Raw genomic sequence first — 17,063 nt, forward strand, 5'->3', positions numbered from 1 at the left:
TTGTATGGTTAAAACGAGCCTGATGTTGCTCTTTTTGTTATGGGTGCCTGGCACATGGGCCTATTTTACTGTGCCTGGGCAAGGCCAACTTGTATTGCTGGATGGGACCAAACAGAGCCTGCAATTTGGTTTTTCCTTTAAACAACAAAATGGTACAGGAGTATTTCAAGCTGGTATTCAGGAAGTTGAAGTTGCTGAATTGCCTGATAAATATACTCTTGCTGTGGTATTGCATCAGGACGAACAAATTTGGGTAACAGACTGGGTCAATAAACCTCTGCAGGGATTTGAATGGTCGCTTGGCAAACACAGCTTTAAATTGCGTAAAAACACCGACCCAAAATACAAAGACAAAGCACGTGGTGGTTATGTGTTGATGTTTGACAATACACCGTATTTTTTCCACAAGAATATGGCGCAAATCAAGTTTTACTTTCACAAAGACGGGGTCAGTGAAATACGTATAGAAGGTATGTTTACACCCGGACGTTAAACATTCACAGCTGTAAACTATTGTTCTTTTTGTAACTGTAGCCTGGGAACAATGCCCCAGACTAAACAAAGCGTTGGTGCCAGCCAGTGAAACCACCAGTGCCAGTCCATGGTCCGGCCTTGAGTCAGCAAGTAGAAACTCACCAGTACCTGAGTGAGTAACCCCAAAGTTCCTACATAAAAAAACACAGCATTGACAGGCTTTTTGGGCAGCTTCAACATACTTTAGATCCTACTGCTTTAACTTGCACCAGATTAGCAAAAACGCCAGACTGATGCGACTTAAACCGCATCAGGTTGTTGCTCTGGCGCAGCTTTTTGAAACGCATCCAGTTCGTTGCAGCGCTGATAAATAGTGCTGATTAATGGATAATCCGTCATATCCAGTTGAAAGCGCAAGGCGTTATAGACTTGTGGCACTAAACACAGATCGGCCACAGTGATGGTATCGCCAAAGCAATAACGCCCTGCCGTTAACTGCAACCTTTTTTCCAGCGCACTAAAACCTGTTGCCAGCCAGTGTTTAATCCACTGCATTTTTTGAGCTTCAGACAATGCCAGCTGCCCAGTCAGATACTGCAGCACCCGCAGGTTATTTAATGGATGAATGTCGCAGGCTATATCCAACGCAAAAGCCATTACATTGGCCTTCAATGCGGCAGCTGCAGGGTATAAAGGCTGCTGCGGGTATTGGTCTTCCAGATACTGAATAATGGCCAGAGATTGATTCAAACACAACTCGCCATCTTCAAGCGTAGGCACCAGTTCTGATGGATTTAGCAGCTGATAACCGGCACTGTGCTGCTCTCCGCCATTATTGATCAGATGCACAGGACAATGTTCTGGCTGTAAGCCTTTTAAATTCAATGCAATACGCACTCTGTAGGCGGCACTTGAGCGCCAATAACCATGTAATTTCATTATTGAATATCCATTTGAAGCAGATACAAAAAAGCCAGTCGGCCCTTTTAAGGTCAAGCGACTGGCCTTTTTAAACTAACTAAATTAAGCGCCGTATTTCACGACTTTTTGCTCAATAGCACCAAAGATAGATTGGCCAGCTTTATCCAGCATTTCAATGCGAATGCTATCACCAAACTTCATAAAAGAGGTTTTAGGTGCGCCATCACGTATGGTTTCAATCATACGGATTTCAGCGATGCAGCTGTAGCCCAAACCACCTTCATCAATCGAAGTGCCATAGTCGGTGCCTTGTTTATTCGACACAGTACCAGAGCCTATCACTGCGCCAGCACCTAAGTTACGGGTTTTAGCCGCATGAGCAACCAACTGACCAAAATCAAAGGTCATATCGACACCGGCATTAGGTTTGCCAAACAGCTTACCGTTTAAATGTGACACTAAAGGCAAGTGCAGCTTAGCGTCCTGCCAATCAGCGCCTAATTCATCCGGTGTCACAGCGACAGGGCTAAAAGCTGACGCAGGTTTTGATTGAAAGAAACCAAAGCCCTTCGCCAGTTCATTTGGAATTAAACCCCGTAACGATACGTCGTTCACCAGCATCACCAGACGGATTTTATGCCTGGCATCTTCTGCGCTGATGGCCATAGGCACGTCGTCAGTGATCACTGCGACTTCACCTTCAAAGTCAATGCCGTAGTCTTCACTGACCACATCAATCTGATCGCGTGGACCAATAAAATCATCCGAGCCGCCCTGATACATTAAAGGATCAGTCCAGAAGCTTGGAGGCATTTCAGAATTACGGGCACGGCGCACCAGCTCAACGTGATTAACATAAGCACTTCCATCCGCCCATTGATAAGCCCGTGGTAAAGGCGATTCGCACTGGTTCTGCTCAAAGGCTTGTTCGCCGTGCACAGTGCCACTGTTCAGCGCCTGATAGACTTCAGCTAACTGAGGAGCCGTTACCGACCAGTGGTCTAACGCCTGTTGCATAGTGGCCGCAATAGCTGGCACTGCCATACAACGGGATAAATCACGGCTGACCACCACTAACTGGCCATCACGCTGGCCATTTTTTAAACTTGCTAACTTCATTTTTAGTCCTTACAGAGCGGCCGGTTTGATTTTCCAGCTATTCACATAGTCCGGGTTTTCAGTGGCTAACGCCGCGTCGCCCACATAAAGTGCATCGCGGGTATCCAGCATCACAGCCACTTCGTCGGTAAATTTCTTTTTGTACTCACGACCTGCCGCAAAGGCTTTAGGATGCGGGCCATGGGTAAAACCTGCAGGGTGAAAAGTCACCATGCCACGTTCAATATTGTCGCGGCTGAAGAAATCGCCTGCATGGTAAAACAGCACTTCGTCGTAATCATCATTGTTATGGTAAAACGGTACTTTAAGCGCGCCCGGATCGCTTTCAATCGGGCGAGGTACAAAAGTACAAACCACAAAACGCTGTGCAACAAAGGTCGTATGAGCTGAAGGCGGTAAGTGATATCTGTGGCTCATCAAAGGCCGGATATCACGCCAGTTAATCCGCATCACCGCCAAATCACCGTGCCAGCCAATAGCATCCAATGGATTGTAGGGGTAAGTGATTTGCGAGACCTGATCGTGACGTTTCACCTGCACCCTGCTCTGCTGTTCGCTGTATTGAGCCTTAAAGGCATCATCAATTTTTGGTGTGTCGATCATAGCCGCATCAAAAATCGCATGATTGCCAACCAGACCTTTTTCCGGCAATTGGAACGAGTCATTAGTTGCTTCAATCATCAACAAAAACAAGGGTTCTGTCACTTCTAACCGCCACATGGTGGAACGTGGGATCACCACATAATCACCATCGCGCAAGGTTAAATGACCATAGTCACAATAAAGCTCGGCCGAACCTTCGTGCACAAACAACAACTCGTCACCGTCAGCATTACGAACCAGATAATCCATCGACTCTGTTAAGCGCCAGGTACGCATTTTACAGTATGCATTGTGCAGCAAGGTTGGCACTTGCCATGGCGATACGTTTTGATTACCGGCTATGTTGTTAAAGTTATACAAACGGGGCTTTAATGGCCCTTCCCAATCACTCCAGCCTGTCGGCGCATGAGTGTGGTGGAAATGGGTCGCTGGGCCAAAAAAGCCACTGCGGCCCACTTCACGTTCATAAATGCCCCTGTCTGGAAAATCAGCATGAGCCTGACGGGAAACTTCACCTTCTTTTAGCGGAAAAGACGCCCATTTACGCATAGTTAAATCACTCCACGACGGATTTGATCTTCTTCAATGGATTCAAACAGGGCTTTGAAGTTACCTTCGCCAAAACCTTCATTGCCTTTACGCTGAATGATTTCAAAGAATACAGGGCCAATCACAGTTTGGGTGAAGATCTGCAATAAAATACCGTCCTTCATTGGTGCACCGTCGATCAGAATACGTAACTCTTTCAACTGGTCCAGATCTTCCGTATGGCCTTCAACCCTGGCATTCACACGTTCGTAGTAGGTATCTGGGGTTGGCATAAAGTCCATGCCGCGTTGACGCAAAGTGCGGACTGTTTCGTAAATATCCTCTGTTGTCAGAGCTATATGCTGGATGCCTTCACCTTTGTATTCACGGATAAATTCTTCAATCTGAGATTTATCATCAGAAGATTCGTTGATTGGAATACGGATTTTGCCACAAGGTGCCGTCATCGCTTTAGAGACCAGACCTGTCAGCTTGCCTTCGATATCAAAATAACGGATTTCACGGAAGTTACCGATACGCTCATAAAAACCAGCCCACAGAGCCATATTGCCACGACGGACGTTGTGCGTCAGGTGATCGATGACTTCTAAACCGACCTGGTTTTTTTCCATTTCAGCCTGCCAGTTGTCATGGAATTTGAAATCCACGTCGTAAACAGAATTCTGACCATAACGATCGACAAAATACAGCAGGCTGCTACCAATGCCATACACAGCAGGAATATTCAGCTCCATAGGGCCTACCTGATTCTGATAGGCTTTAGCGCCATTGGCTACAGCATGCTTTAATGCTTCGGCAGCATCTTTGACACGAAAGGCCATAGCACAGACGCTTGGGCCATGTTCGGCAGCAAATTGTTCAGCCTGAGAATTTGGCTGACCGTTCACAATAAAATTCACATCACCTTGTTTGTATAACCAGGCGTCTTTAGAGCGGTGTTTGGCCACTTCAGTAAAACCTAACGACTTAAACAGTTGTTTCAGGTCTGCAATGCCCTGCTCTGTCGCCGCAGTATATTCAACAAATTCAAAACCATCGGTGCCCAAAGGGTTAATAGGGTCAAACATAAGAGTGTCTCCAGACAAAAATAAGGCAAGTTTGTGCTTATCTTGCGCTTGCCGGAAAAAAATGGAAGAGAGGGTCAACGGATGGCAAAAAAGCGATAAAAGCTCGATTTTGTACAGATTAACTGACAAAAACGCATTTTTGCTTAAATAAGAACCAAAAAGGCCCTAAAACCAGCTTTAGAGCCTTCCATTTGTAGAGCAAATCACACAAAGCGTATCTAAATTTTTACGCTCTTGCGGTTAATGCCATATTCACGCAATTTATTCGCCACTGCTGTGTGACTTAAACCAAGTTTTTTCGCTAATTGGCGCGAACTTGGATAAGCCGGATAGAGTTTTCGCAGTAAATCCGCTTCAAAATTTCGCACCGCTTCGTCTAAAGTGCCGTCAAAGTCTTTTTCCAGATAACCAAAGTCACTGGTGTAACTTGGCAGCTGCATATGCTCTTTATCCAGTTCGTAGCCTTCGAGCAAAGTAACAGCGCGGTACAAGGCATTTTCTAACTGGCGCACATTGCCAGGCCAAGGGTAATGTTGCAGAAAATGCGCGCAGGAGTCGGTCATTTTCGGAGCTTTGCGGCCTAAACGGGCAGCAAAGCGGGCAATGAAAAACTCAGCCAAAGGCACAACATCCTGTTTACGCTCACGTAGTGGCGGCAGGTTAAGTGTCAGCACATTTAACCGGTAGAACAAATCTTCACGGAATTTGCCTTCCTGCACCATGGCGGGCAAATCTTTTTGCGTGGTACAAATCACCCGTACGTCGACTTTGACTTCGTTTTCATCGCCGACACGGCGGAAACTGCCATCCTGCAAAAAGCGAATCAGCTTAGTTTGCAGCTCACGCGACATCTCGCCTACTTCATCGAGAAACACAGTGCCTTTATTGGCCTGCTCAAAAATGCCTTTTTTCGCTTCGCTGGCACCAGGGAATGCATTGGGGCCATGACCAAAAAGCTCAGACTCAGCTACTAAATCAGGCATTGCAGCAACGTTGACTGCCAAAAAAGGTTTGCCTGTTCTGCTGCTGGCCGCATGACAAGCACGGGCCAGTACTTCTTTACCCGTGCCGGTTTCGCCCATAATCAAAATAGGAGCATCCAGCTGGGCCATTTTTTTGGCTTCACGCACCACTTTGCGCATTAAATTGCTGTGGGCATGTAAGTTGTTAAAACTCTCCTGATCGCCTTTTTTAAACACCACCATCTGCTCGCCTAAACGACTTTCAGATTTCAGGTTCAGTACGGCACCAGCCAGAATATCTTTGCCAGAATCATCCGGCACAACCACAGGCAATAGATCTGCAATAAAACGTTTGTTCTGAATTTCTACCCGGCGGGTTTGGGCCAGTACATCATCACTTTCCAGCCAGCGGCTTAAGTTAAAACCTTTGACCATAGCGGTCAGCGACTGTCCTTCAATGGCATTGCGTTCCATAGACAAGGCTTCAAGCGCTGCTTCATTAATAATGGTGACGTTAGCACGGGTGTCTATCGCAATAATGCCGTCAGGCAAAGTGCGTAATAAAGTGCTTAGTTCGTTGTGTTCCCGCTCAGATGGCATAAAAGCAGTGGTTTTGACATCGTCAACACCAGGAATACGGCGGATTTTTGCCATCAGCTCCTGAAATTTTTCAAACTCGACGGTCGGGAAGGATACAAAAATCCTGCCTTGCGCCGGATCCACTTCGATACCACGTAAATCCAGCTGATAACTGACCAGGATATTTAACACTTCCTGGGTAATACCCAGTCGGTCCTGGCAATGAATTTCTAACCTCATGATACAAAACCACCTCAAGCCTGTGCTTAGCATTAATCATACGGTAAAGAGGCTCGGGCAGACCAGTATTATTTGTAAAGAAATATGCACAACCCTTTGCACTATTTGCAAGGCATGGGTAGTTACCAATGGCAGGGATCGAACCTTTAGGGATCTGTGTTACGGATAAGACGGGATGGGACAAGCCCATCCCCTCCAACAGCGGGTATTAAGAAACTAACAAAGCGTCAGTTTTAGCAGCGCAGATAAAATCGTTTTTATGCAGGCCTTTAATCGAATGCGACCACCAGGTTACTGTCAGCTTGCCCCATTCCAGCAACAAGGCTGGGTGGTGGCCTTCATCTTCAGCCAACTGCGCCACTTTCTGATGAAAAGCCCATGCCAGCTTAAAGTTCTTAAATTTGAACTCACGCTCCAGTTGTAAAATGCCATCGCGGGCCACTGGGGTCCAGTCCGGGATCTGGTGCATCAACTGGGCTAATTCTTCATCCGATACCTTAGGTGCATCAGCACGGCAGGCTTCACATTTCGCTTGTTTTAATTCAGACATTAGAGTGTTCTCTGTTATAGGCTAGGCTTAGCCTGCCTTTTTTTCTTTAGGCGGAAATTTAGCAGCATGTAAACCCAAGGTTTTGGCTTGTTGTACCATAGCCATCAAATCCAATTGGGATACATCAAATAAATCGTTAATCGAATTAATCATAAAATACACCGGCTGCATAATGTCGATACGGTAAGGCGTACGCAGCACGTCAACCACATCAAAAGCTTTACGCTCTGGCACGTCAGAGCCGATAGCGTATTGTGTTTCACCAGGTGAGGACAAAATACCGCCGCCATAAATGCGCAAGCCATCTTTACTGTTTAATAAACCAAATTCGATGGTAAACCAGTACAAACGAGCCAGGTATACACGGTCTTCCTTGCTGGCCGCTAAGCCCAGTTTGCCGTAAGTGTGGGTAAACTCAGCAAAAGCCGGATGAGTCAGCATGGCGCAATGACCAAATATTTCATGGAATACATCAGGTTCCTGCAGGTAATCAAACTCTTCCCTGCTGCGGATAAAAGTAGCGACTGGAAACTCTTTATTGGCCAATAGCTGAAAAAAGCGGTCAAAACTAATAAGTGCTGGTACTTCCGTGACTTTCCAGCCCGTGCCTGGCTCTAACACCGCATTAATTTCTGCCAGCTGTGGAATACGGTCCAGTGGCAAATTGAGCTTTTTCAATCCATCCAGATATTCATCACAGGCCTTACCTTCAATGCAGGACAACTGACGCTGCATTAACTCAGACCAAATTTTATTTTCGTCGGCCGACCAGTGAATAAAACCATCTTCATCCGACTGGTGCGATACGTATTTACTTGATTTGCTCATAGAACCCTGTTGTCTTTCTATTTATAGTGGTTTTATCAACCTTTTAGTTGCGGCCGATACTAGAGGATTGGACAACAGCTGTTAACCCATGGTTGAGTTGACGTGAACGTCAACTCTGTTGTTTTTGTAAAGCTATGGTTACAACAAAGCCTTAGCTATGCTGACGTTGCTGCATCAGAGTCAGTGCCTGCGTCAGATCCGCAATAATATCTTCAACATGCTCAAGCCCAACAGAAATGCGGATTAAGCCATCGCTGATACCTGCCATCTGTCGCTCTTCGGCGCTATAGGGACTATGAGTCATAGAAGCAGGATGCTGAATAAGCGACTCGGCATCGCCAAGGCTGACCGCAAGACTGAACAATTTGCATTGATTAATAAAATAACGACCATCATCCAGACTACCGTTGAGCTCAAAGGCCACTACCCCACCGGCAGCTTTCATTTGTTTGCCGATAAATTTATAACCCGGATGAGACTTTAACCCCGGGTAATAGACCTGGCCTATCGCCGGGTGAGCTTCAAGGAATTCCGCTACTTTTTGCGCATTCTGGCAATGCCGCTCCATCCGCACCGACAAGGTTTTTAAACCACGGATAATTAGCCAGGCATCATGGGGGCTGATGGTTGCGCCCATATCTTTTAGGGTAGTCAGTTTAATTTGAGTAATGCGCTCAGTGCTGCCGACAATAATACCTGCCACCACATCACCATGGCCGTTCAGGTACTTGGTTGCGCTATGCAAAATAAGGTCTACGCCGTAATCAGCCGGCTTTTGCAGTAAAGGCGTCAGGAAGGTGTTGTCGATCACAGAAATCAATTGGTGCTGTTTGGCAAACTGGCCAATAAAATCTAAATCCAGCACAGTCAAAGTCGGGTTAATGGGTGTTTCTGCAAAAAGCATTTTGGTATTAGGTTTAAGCGCTTGTTTGATGGCGTTGTGGTCCGTCATATCCACAAAACTGACCTCTATGCCATAGCGGGAAAACTGATGATTAAACAGCGCAAAACTACAACCATAAATGGCTTTGCTGGCAATCAGATGATCGCCTTGTTGCAAAAAGGCCATAGTAGCGGCTGCTACAGCGCCCATACCAGTGGCCGTTGCAGCGGCATCTTCCATGCCTTCCAAAGCTGCAACTTTCAGCTCCAGCTCTCTTGTGGTCGGATTCCCCAAACGAGTGTAAATATAACCTGGCTCTTCACCGGCAAAACGGGCAGCACCTTGTTCGGCGCTGTCAAAGACAAAAGTGGAGGTCTGATACAAAGGGGTGGCCAAAGCGCCATGGGGGTTTAACCCGGTTTTTCCGGCATGGATACATACCGTATCAGGATGACTGTACTGCTTACTCATAAAAAAACACCTGTTGTGACTATTGTTTTATTTTTTATGAGTTTTTTATACCGAGCAGGTCAGGCAGCGACAAGGCATATAGACATCTGACGGTCTGAAGCAGCACCGTCAGTTTGAGTAGAAACAACAGGAGATGTAGCGTTAAGTTGACAAAGGAGCTGCCTTACCGAGCAAACGCCGCACTAAGGCTTTGCTTAAATCCAGCAAACTTAGTTTCTGGCTTTTCGCCAATGGCAAAGGACGTAGCAATTGCTGTGCAGCTAAACCTAAACGCGCCACCAGCATACCTGCAATTAAGCCCTGCCCTGCCCGCATCGATAATTTGCTGGTCAGTTCAGCCCCCAGCACATCTGAGCCTAGATCAAGCGCCAGCTCCGAACTGCCTGCCCATAACAAAGCAGCGAATAAGTGTTTAATCAGGATCAAACTGCGCAACTGCCCCAAAGAAGCACCATAACTTTCAGCCATTTGACGCAACAATATACTGGTGCGCCACATCACCAGCAGCATATCAGCCAGCGCAAAAGGACTGACGGCAACAGCCATGGCGGCGTCGGCCGAGGCCTGATGAATTTGCTGACGCACTTTTGCATCGGCTTTACTCAATACTTTAAGTTCAAACAAATCCAGCAGTTCCTGATCACTGTGTTCTGCTTGTTTTTGCGCTTTCCAGTCTGCCACATCTTGCTTTGTTGATTCAGGTAATACGGCGGCGATGTCCAGACAGAGCTGTTCGGCTTCACCGTACTGAATACTGGCATGAATACGTTGATGGGCCTGCTGCCAGGTCCTGGTTTTGGCTAAACGTCGCCATAAGCGCCATTCCCGCGCGAGCAACAAGCTGCCTAAAGTTAATAAAGCGGCACAAAACAAGGCTTCCAGCACAGTACTGATACCTGGCGCTATAAAAGCCTGCTGGATGGTAGTCACAGCGCTGTACAAAGCCACAGCCACTAACAGCGCAACACTACTGATCCCGGCCCACATTAGCGCCGACACCGGCTTAGGTTTTGCTGGTTCTGGTTCGAGCTGTGGTTCAGCCACAAAATCTGCCTGCGCAAATTGTTGAGCTTTCGTCATAGGCAGTTCTGAAACCGTATCAGAGCCAATAAAATCGGCCTCTTTAAAGCTTTTGGCTTGTTTTAAATCTGTCATGTCAGTTTATCTCCTAACAGGTACTCCAGCAGATGATCCAGACGGATATGCCCCAGTACGTGCTGTTTAGGCCATGGCAAAGGCGCAAGGGACTGAAATTCAAAATGATGTTCGGTAAAAAGCTGATGATCCGGCCAATAACGCGGCACATCTCCAGGATAATAGGTCAGCGCCTCTCCTGTTTGTGCGCTTAAGCCTCGTAAACAGGGCTGCTGTGCCCCATTGAGTTTCACAAAACCAGCTTCACTGGCTTTAATCGCAGCTATCGCCATCACTTCATAAGGGCAAAGCTGGAACTTTACGCTCTGCAGATGCTGCAACAGCAACTGCTGCAATAACAGTGTCAGCGCCTGATGTTGATCCGGTGTGACATGATCAGCTTTACTAACCGCGAATAAGACTTTACTGATCCGTGGTTTAAAAATACGTCGCAGCCAGTGTTCAGGGCCATAATCAAAACTTTGTAAAATTAGCAACAAACTTTGTTTCAGCTCTAAAAGCGCTGATTCACCGGCATTCAGTGCTCCCAAAATATCAACCAACACCACCTGACGGTCTAAGCCAGAAAAGTATTGACGGTAAAAAGGCTCGATCACTTTGCTTTGGTAACTGACAAAATGCTTTTGCATCAAGTCCACCAAAGCACCTCCCTGTGCCAATTGCTCTGGTAACAAAGGCAAGAGCTGCAGTAAAGGTGTGCCGGCAAATTCACCGGGTACCAATAACCGACCCGGCTGATTTAAATAAGCACCCGCCACGTCACGAAACTGCTGCAGTAAAGTGCTGTAATCACTGCACAGTTCCTGTACAGAAAGCACTGACACATCATTTAAATCAACGGCTTGTAGTCGCTGCTTAAAGCTTTCTGCTGTGGCAATTCGGTGTGATTGGGCAAACAGCAACCAGCTTTGTTCACACCACTGCTGATAACTTTGTTGCAGCATTGGCAAATCCAGCAGCCACTCCCCCGGATAATCCACCAGCACCAGTTCGGTTTCCTGATAATGCTGAAAACGCGCCCTTAAGCTGGATTCTGGTTGATAACGCAAAGCTAAGGTCAACTGACTCCAGCCCACAGTAGAAGGGGGCCAGCAGACCGGTTGTTGCTGCAGGTAACTTAAATTTTTTTCAAACGCAAAACGTGGCAGTTGCGGCAATTGATTATCATCAATGCGACAGCCTAACCAGCGTTTTTGCATCACGGAAAAAAAGGGTAAATGTGAAGAGTGGCTTTGGGTTAGCTGGTGCACTATCGCTGTTAACAGCGCAGTTTTTCCTGCGCCACTTAAGCCAGTAACACCCAATCTGAGCTGACGGTGAAAGGTGCGCTTTGTCAGTTGTTCTGAATGCCAGCGCGCCTTTTTTAACCAATCCATGCAGTGTTCCTATATGGCGTCTATTCGACGGGTCGATAAACTTATTCCCTACTTCGACTATAACTTGCTGATTTCTCTGTTTAGTTGAAACTTAGCTGAGGTGACATGAGTTTCCATGTCGCGTAATCGCAGTTCCAGACTATTAAACTGATTGACCAGATGGTGTAAGGCCGACTTTGGTACTTCACCGCGTTGCCATACCCTGGTTTTTACTTCCACAGGGCGCTCATCGTAAGACGGTTCAGTCAGGCCTTTTTTCGATTCATGCACTGATTTCTTTTCAAGAATAAACCAGGCTGCAACGTACAAAACAGGTAACAAACCACCTAAGCCTAACAATACCGAAGTGACCACAATCAACCGTACTAACCACACTTCCCAACCGAAGTAGTCTGCAATACCTGCACAGACCCCGGCCAGTTTGCCGTTGCGGTCATCCCGCAACAGCTCTTTGCGTATTTTAGTCATGTTTCTCTCTCCACTTCGGTGACTCTGCATCTAAAATCGCTTCCAGCGTTTTGATGCGGTCCGCCATTTTTTCAGCGCGATGAGATAACTCATTCAGTTGAGCCAGTTCACTGTCACCCAAACCTTCACCAATTTTGTTTTTGCTTCTGTAGTGCATGAACACCCACAGTGGCGCCACAAAAATCATGAATACAATGAGTGGTACACCAATGACCTCAGTAATTTCCATCTTTAGCTCCTACAACGCCTGATAATCAGGCGTTATCTTTTTTAGACATTTTAGCTTTTAATTCAGCCAGTTCGTTATCGATTTTGTCAGATGAGGCAAGTTCTGCAAACTCATCTTTTAAGGTCTTTTTACCTAAATCGTACGATTCAACCTGAGCTTCCAGCGAATCGATTTTTTGCTCATAACGTTCAAACTTGTACATGGCATCGTTTAAACGGTTGCTGTCTAAAGTGCGCTTTACGTCCAAACGGGATGACACAGTTTTCTGGCGCATCAGCATAGCTTTCTGACGGGCCTTGGCATCTGCTAATTTATCCTGCAGCTGACCTACTTCATCCTGTAACTTGCTGACATGCTCATCTAAATGAGTGATGTCGGCGGCTACTGCCGCAGCCTGGTCAGCCGCTTTTTGACGCTCCACCAGCGCAGCACGAGCTAAGTCTTCACGTTCTTTGCTTAAAGCCAGTTCAGCTTTAGCTTGCCAATCAGCCACTTCAGCTTCTAATTTAGCCACTACACGTTGCAGTTCTTTTTTCTCTGCAATGGTTTTAGCTGAGGTAGAACGTACTTCAACTAAAGTGTCTTCCATTTCCTGAATAATCAGGCGGACCATTTTTTCCGGATCTTCTGCTTTATCTAATAAAGCATTGATGTTGGAGTTTACGATATCTGAAAAGCGAGAGAAGATACCCATACTATTTTACCTCTAAATGACTTGTTGGATTCGCTATTACCTATTCAGGTTTCTTGCCAACTTGCCAAACTATTTTAAATCTTTGTTTTATATGCATTTTATTTATTCCACGAAAAGACTATGCCAAGCTCACGTTATGAAATACACTACTTATTAGTTAATTTCACCACTTCGTGAATCCAGATGAGCAGAAGTTTTCAGCAAGATAACTTAATAGGCCAGTCCAACAGTTTTTTAAACGTATTGGATCAGGTTTCTCAAATTGCACCTTTGCACAAACCTGTGCTGATCATAGGAGAAAGGGGCACTGGTAAGGAGCTGATCGCAGCCCGTCTACATTACCTGTCTCAGCGCTGGGATCAAAATTATTTAACACTCAACTGCGCTGCGCTGAACGAAAATCTTCTTGAAAGTGAATTATTTGGCCACGAAGCAGGTGCCTTTACCGGTGCAGCCAAACGTCACGAAGGCCGTTTTGAACGGGCCAATGGTGGCACCTTATTTTTAGATGAATTAGCGAACACCCCTGCTATGGTGCAGGAAAAATTATTGCGCGTCATTGAATACGGCGAGTTTGAACGGGTCGGAGGCAGTCGTTCAGTGAAAGTGGATGTACGTTTAATTTGCGCCACCAACGAAGACTTACCTTCGATGGCTGAACTGGGTGAATTTCGTGCTGACTTACTCGACCGGCTGGCCTTTGATGTGATCACTTTGCCTCCGATGCGGGAAAGGCAGGAAGACATTCTGGTACTGGCCGAGCATTTTGCCGTCAATATGGCACGCGAACTAGGGTTCGAACTTTTTAGTGGTTTCAGCGAAAAAGCCAAACGTGTTCTGCTGGACTACGATTGGCCCGGTAATGTGCGGGAGCTGAAAAACGTGGTTGAGCGTAGTGTGTACCGTACCAATAACCCTTATGTACCAGTGCATCATATTCAGCTCGACCCTTTTGAATCACCGTTCAGGCCCAGAACCCGGGTTCGTACTTTAGATCGCAGACCGCAACCAGACAAAGCAGTGGTAGCATCCAAAGAGCAAAGCAGCGATAATCCTCCCGTTTTAGTAAAGGCGGCACCAGCTTTTGATTTTAATCAGGTGCAGGATTTTAAAGTTTTGTCAGAAAACTTTGAAATGGATTTGATAAAACAAGCACTTGCAGCCTGCCAATTCAATCAAAAGAAAACCGCTGAAGCATTGAATCTGACCTATCATCAGTTACGTGGTTATATGAAAAAGTACAAACTGCTGGACAGCCAACAATGATCAAAGCCCTGCTGAGCCTGATGGTCCCCTGTGGCTCTGTGTTGATACTCAGTGCCTGCCAGCCTGATATTCCTGAAACTATTCAACAAGGTATGGTGTATTGCGCCGAAGGCTCCCCTGAGAGCTTTAACCCTCAGCGTGTGACTTCAGGCACCACTATAGATGCGATTAGTCAGCAACTTTATGACCGCCTGCTGGACATAGATCCACTCACTGGTGAGCTTTTGCCAGCTCTGGCTACAACCTGGCGTTTAAGTGATGATGGCAAAACCTACTGGTTCACCTTACGTCCTGATGTACAGTTCCATCACACTGCGTTTTTCTCTCCGGCCAGACCACTGAATGCCAAGGATGTGACTTTTACTTTTAACCGCATTTTGCAATCCGATCATCCTTACCACCAGGTCGGTGGTGCAAACTATCCGTACTTTCAGAGTGTCGATTGGGGTTCTTTGGTTAAAGCTGTCGTCGCCGAAAACAACACGACAGTGCGCTTTGAGTTGGCTCGTCCTGATAGCTCTTTTTTATCCAATCTCGCCACTGATTTTGCAGCCATCTTGTCTGCTGAATATGCAGAGCAATTACTGCAACAAGGTACACCTGAGCTGTTGGATCAACGACCTATAGGCACAGGGCCGTTTTTCTTTAAAGAGTATAAAAAAGATCAGTTTATTCGCTATTACCGCCACCCAGAATACTGGCGTGGTAAAACAGAACTAACTCAGTTGGTGTTTGACTTAGTGCCGGATAATGCCAAACGTATGGCCAAACTACTGACCCATGAATGTGATGTAGTGGCTTACCCCCGCAACGCTGAGCTGAAACTCATTACGGAAAGGCCCGATGTGGAAGTACAAAGCCAAACCAGTATGAACGTGGGTTTTTGGGCCTTTAACACCAAAAAAGCTCCTTTTGATAATGTGCTGGTACGAAAAGCGCTGGCTTTTGCCATCAATAAAGACGCCATTTTGGATGCAGTCTATTTTGGTTACGCCGACAAGGCAAAAACCTTGTTGCCGCCAACGTCCTGGGCCTTTTATCACGACTTACCTGAACAGCAATACGACCCGGTGAAAGCCAAAGAGCTGTTGGCCCAGGCCGGTTATCCAAACGGCTTTCGTATGGATATCTGGGCTATGCCAGTGCAACGTTTATACAACCCAAACGCGCTTAAAATGGCGGAATTGATGCAGGCTGACCTCGCAAAAATTGGTGTACGGGCTTCTGTGGTGTCTTTTGAATGGAACAGCTTCAGGCGCAAACTCTCGGAATTTGAGCATGATTCGGTGTTGATTGGCTGGTCAGCTGATAATGCCGATCCGGATAACTTCTTCCGCCCGCTATTAAGTTGCAGTGCAGCAGAGTCTGGCAGCAACAGAGCCAACTGGTGCGATCCTAACTTTGATACTCTGATTAACCAGGCACTGCTGACGGCAGATGTAAAACAGCGACGCAGTTTTTATTTAACAGCTCAACTGTATCTTGATGAACAAATGCCTTTGGTTAGCATTGCACATTCCAAACGTTTTCAAGCTAAAAGTGTCAAAGTAACAGGAGTGACCATTAACCCCTACGGCGGTATTTCAATGGCTGCAGCGAGAAAATCCCTATGATGCTGCATTACTTTTTACGCCGTGTATTTTTAATAGGTTTTGTTTTTGTTGCCCTGACCGTACTGGCCTTCAGCTTAGGTTACCTGTTTCCCGGTGATGTACTCACCAACGTTTCAGGATTGACCAACATTCAGCCAGAGCGGCAGCAGGCACTGATCAAATATTACGCTTTGGATCAATCGCTGTTACAACAGTACATTGCCTATGTGAACCGTATACTGGATGGTGAATGGGGCCTGTCCTTCTCTAGCCAACAACCTGTTTTATCTGAAATTGTCGCGGTGTTTCCGGCCACATTAGAGCTGGCAAGTTACGCGCTGATTTTATCTTTTGTGCTGGGAATTCCTTTGGGATTATTTGCCGCAGTCAAAGCCGATAGTTTTTTTGGTAAGCTGATCTCTGGGGTCACACTGGTGGCTTATTCCATTCCTATTTTCTGGTGGGCGCTGCTGCTTATCATGTTGTTTTCGTTGACGCTTGGTGTATTGCCCACTGCCGGCCGAATTAATGTATTGTTTGATATCCCGACAACTACAGGTTTTATGTTACCGGATATCTGGCTGTCCGATATCAGCTATAAGTCTGAAGCCATTCAGGACGCTCTGCGGCACCTGTTATTGCCTGCCATAGTGCTTGCTACCTACCCTACGACTGTGATGATCCGTTTTACCCGCGATTCGATGCTGGCTGTGCTGGAACAAAGTTATATTAAAACAGCACGCGCCAAAGGCTTAAGCCGGGCGCAGGTGTTGTATCACCACGGTCTGCGTAATGCGTTATTACCAGTGATACGCCAGATTGGTTTGCAGTTCAGCACCTTGATTACCCTTGCGATGATTACTGAAGTAATATTTTCATGGCCTGGCATAGGACAGTGGCTGCTGGACAGTATCTATCAGCGTAATTATCCGGCTATTCAGGGGGGATTATTAGTGGTGTCCTGTTTAGTGATAGTGGTAAACATGCTGACTGAAATTCTACATACTTTGTTTAATCCTCTGGCCAGGAAAGCATAA

Annotated in this window: 18 protein-coding genes; 4 read left to right on the forward strand and 14 right to left on the reverse strand. The window is 46.4% G+C overall.

What is annotated here, in order from left to right; genetic code table 11:
• The first annotated feature begins 4 nt into the window (after positions 1 to 4).
• Entirely contained in the window at positions 5 to 493 is a 489-nt protein-coding gene (locus EK374_RS12900) for a hypothetical protein (protein ID WP_127024241.1), read from the forward strand.
• A gap of 17 nt (positions 494 to 510) precedes the next feature.
• Here EK374_RS12900 and EK374_RS12905 read toward each other — a convergent pair whose 3' ends face one another.
• The 14 genes from EK374_RS12905 to pspA form a co-directional block, all read right to left on the reverse strand.
• Complete coding sequence (locus tag EK374_RS12905) at positions 511 to 714, reverse strand: hypothetical protein (protein ID WP_127024244.1); 204 nt, start codon at positions 712 to 714, stop codon at positions 511 to 513.
• Positions 715 to 774: 60 nt separating this feature from the next.
• Entirely contained in the window at positions 775 to 1,413 is a 639-nt protein-coding gene (maiA, locus tag EK374_RS12910; RefSeq protein ID WP_127024247.1) for a maleylacetoacetate isomerase, read from the reverse strand.
• An 84-nt stretch (positions 1,414 to 1,497) separates the two neighbouring features.
• The gene (locus EK374_RS12915) at positions 1,498 to 2,514 is read right to left on the reverse strand and encodes a fumarylacetoacetate hydrolase family protein (RefSeq protein WP_127024250.1); all 1,017 of its coding nucleotides are present in this window, start codon (positions 2,512 to 2,514) and stop codon (positions 1,498 to 1,500) included.
• A gap of 9 nt (positions 2,515 to 2,523) precedes the next feature.
• Complete coding sequence (locus tag EK374_RS12920) at positions 2,524 to 3,666, reverse strand: homogentisate 1,2-dioxygenase (RefSeq protein ID WP_127024254.1); 1,143 nt, start codon at positions 3,664 to 3,666, stop codon at positions 2,524 to 2,526.
• A gap of 2 nt (positions 3,667 to 3,668) precedes the next feature.
• The gene (hppD, locus tag EK374_RS12925; protein WP_127024257.1) at positions 3,669 to 4,733 is read right to left on the reverse strand and encodes a 4-hydroxyphenylpyruvate dioxygenase; all 1,065 of its coding nucleotides are present in this window, start codon (positions 4,731 to 4,733) and stop codon (positions 3,669 to 3,671) included.
• Positions 4,734 to 4,951: 218 nt separating this feature from the next.
• Positions 4,952 to 6,514, reverse strand: coding sequence for a transcriptional regulator TyrR (gene tyrR, locus EK374_RS12930; RefSeq protein WP_127024260.1), 1,563 nt, complete (start codon positions 6,512 to 6,514; stop codon positions 4,952 to 4,954).
• Positions 6,515 to 6,722: 208 nt separating this feature from the next.
• On the reverse strand, positions 6,723 to 7,064 hold the full coding sequence (locus EK374_RS12935) for a 4a-hydroxytetrahydrobiopterin dehydratase (RefSeq protein ID WP_008898269.1): 342 nt from the start codon (positions 7,062 to 7,064) through the stop codon (positions 6,723 to 6,725).
• Positions 7,065 to 7,091: 27 nt separating this feature from the next.
• Positions 7,092 to 7,892 carry a phenylalanine 4-monooxygenase gene (gene phhA, locus EK374_RS12940; RefSeq protein WP_127024263.1) on the reverse strand — a complete coding sequence of 267 codons (801 nt, stop codon included), beginning with the start codon at positions 7,890 to 7,892 and terminating at the stop codon, positions 7,092 to 7,094.
• Positions 7,893 to 8,043: 151 nt separating this feature from the next.
• Complete coding sequence (gene megL / locus EK374_RS12945) at positions 8,044 to 9,246, reverse strand: methionine gamma-lyase (protein ID WP_127024266.1); 1,203 nt, start codon at positions 9,244 to 9,246, stop codon at positions 8,044 to 8,046.
• Between the two features lie 141 nt (positions 9,247 to 9,387).
• Positions 9,388 to 10,401, reverse strand: a complete 1,014-nt coding sequence (locus tag EK374_RS12950) for a TIGR01620 family protein (protein ID WP_233280249.1) — start codon at positions 10,399 to 10,401, stop codon at positions 9,388 to 9,390.
• Entirely contained in the window at positions 10,398 to 11,777 is a 1,380-nt protein-coding gene (locus tag EK374_RS12955; protein ID WP_127024269.1) for a YcjX family GTP-binding protein, read from the reverse strand. Before EK374_RS12955 ends, EK374_RS12950 begins: the two co-directional genes overlap by 4 nt.
• A 57-nt stretch (positions 11,778 to 11,834) precedes the next feature.
• Positions 11,835 to 12,245 carry an envelope stress response membrane protein PspC gene (pspC, locus tag EK374_RS12960; RefSeq protein ID WP_127024272.1) on the reverse strand — a complete coding sequence of 137 codons (411 nt, stop codon included), beginning with the start codon at positions 12,243 to 12,245 and terminating at the stop codon, positions 11,835 to 11,837.
• Complete coding sequence (pspB, locus tag EK374_RS12965) at positions 12,238 to 12,474, reverse strand: envelope stress response membrane protein PspB (RefSeq protein WP_127024275.1); 237 nt, start codon at positions 12,472 to 12,474, stop codon at positions 12,238 to 12,240. Before pspB ends, pspC begins: the two co-directional genes overlap by 8 nt.
• Before the next feature lie 25 nt (positions 12,475 to 12,499).
• Positions 12,500 to 13,168 (reverse strand): phage shock protein PspA, encoded by a 669-nt coding sequence (gene pspA / locus EK374_RS12970; RefSeq protein ID WP_127024279.1) that lies wholly within the window; start codon positions 13,166 to 13,168, stop codon positions 12,500 to 12,502.
• Positions 13,169 to 13,351: 183 nt separating this feature from the next.
• Between pspA and pspF the strand changes: the two genes are divergently transcribed.
• The 3 genes from pspF to EK374_RS12985 are packed head-to-tail and all read left to right on the forward strand — an operon-like array spanning position 13,352 to position 17,063.
• Positions 13,352 to 14,434, forward strand: coding sequence for a phage shock protein operon transcriptional activator (gene pspF / locus EK374_RS12975; protein WP_127024282.1), 1,083 nt, complete (start codon positions 13,352 to 13,354; stop codon positions 14,432 to 14,434).
• The gene (gene sapA / locus EK374_RS12980) at positions 14,431 to 16,047 is read left to right on the forward strand and encodes an ABC transporter substrate-binding protein SapA (RefSeq protein WP_127024285.1); all 1,617 of its coding nucleotides are present in this window, start codon (positions 14,431 to 14,433) and stop codon (positions 16,045 to 16,047) included. The genes pspF and sapA overlap by 4 nt, the downstream gene beginning before the upstream one ends.
• Complete coding sequence (locus EK374_RS12985; RefSeq protein WP_206099201.1) at positions 16,044 to 17,063, forward strand: ABC transporter permease; 1,020 nt, start codon at positions 16,044 to 16,046, stop codon at positions 17,061 to 17,063. The genes sapA and EK374_RS12985 overlap by 4 nt, the downstream gene beginning before the upstream one ends.

Source organism: Rheinheimera mangrovi, from assembly GCF_003990335.1.
In the GTDB taxonomy this organism is placed as follows: Bacteria; Pseudomonadota; Gammaproteobacteria; order Enterobacterales; family Alteromonadaceae; genus Pararheinheimera; species Pararheinheimera mangrovi.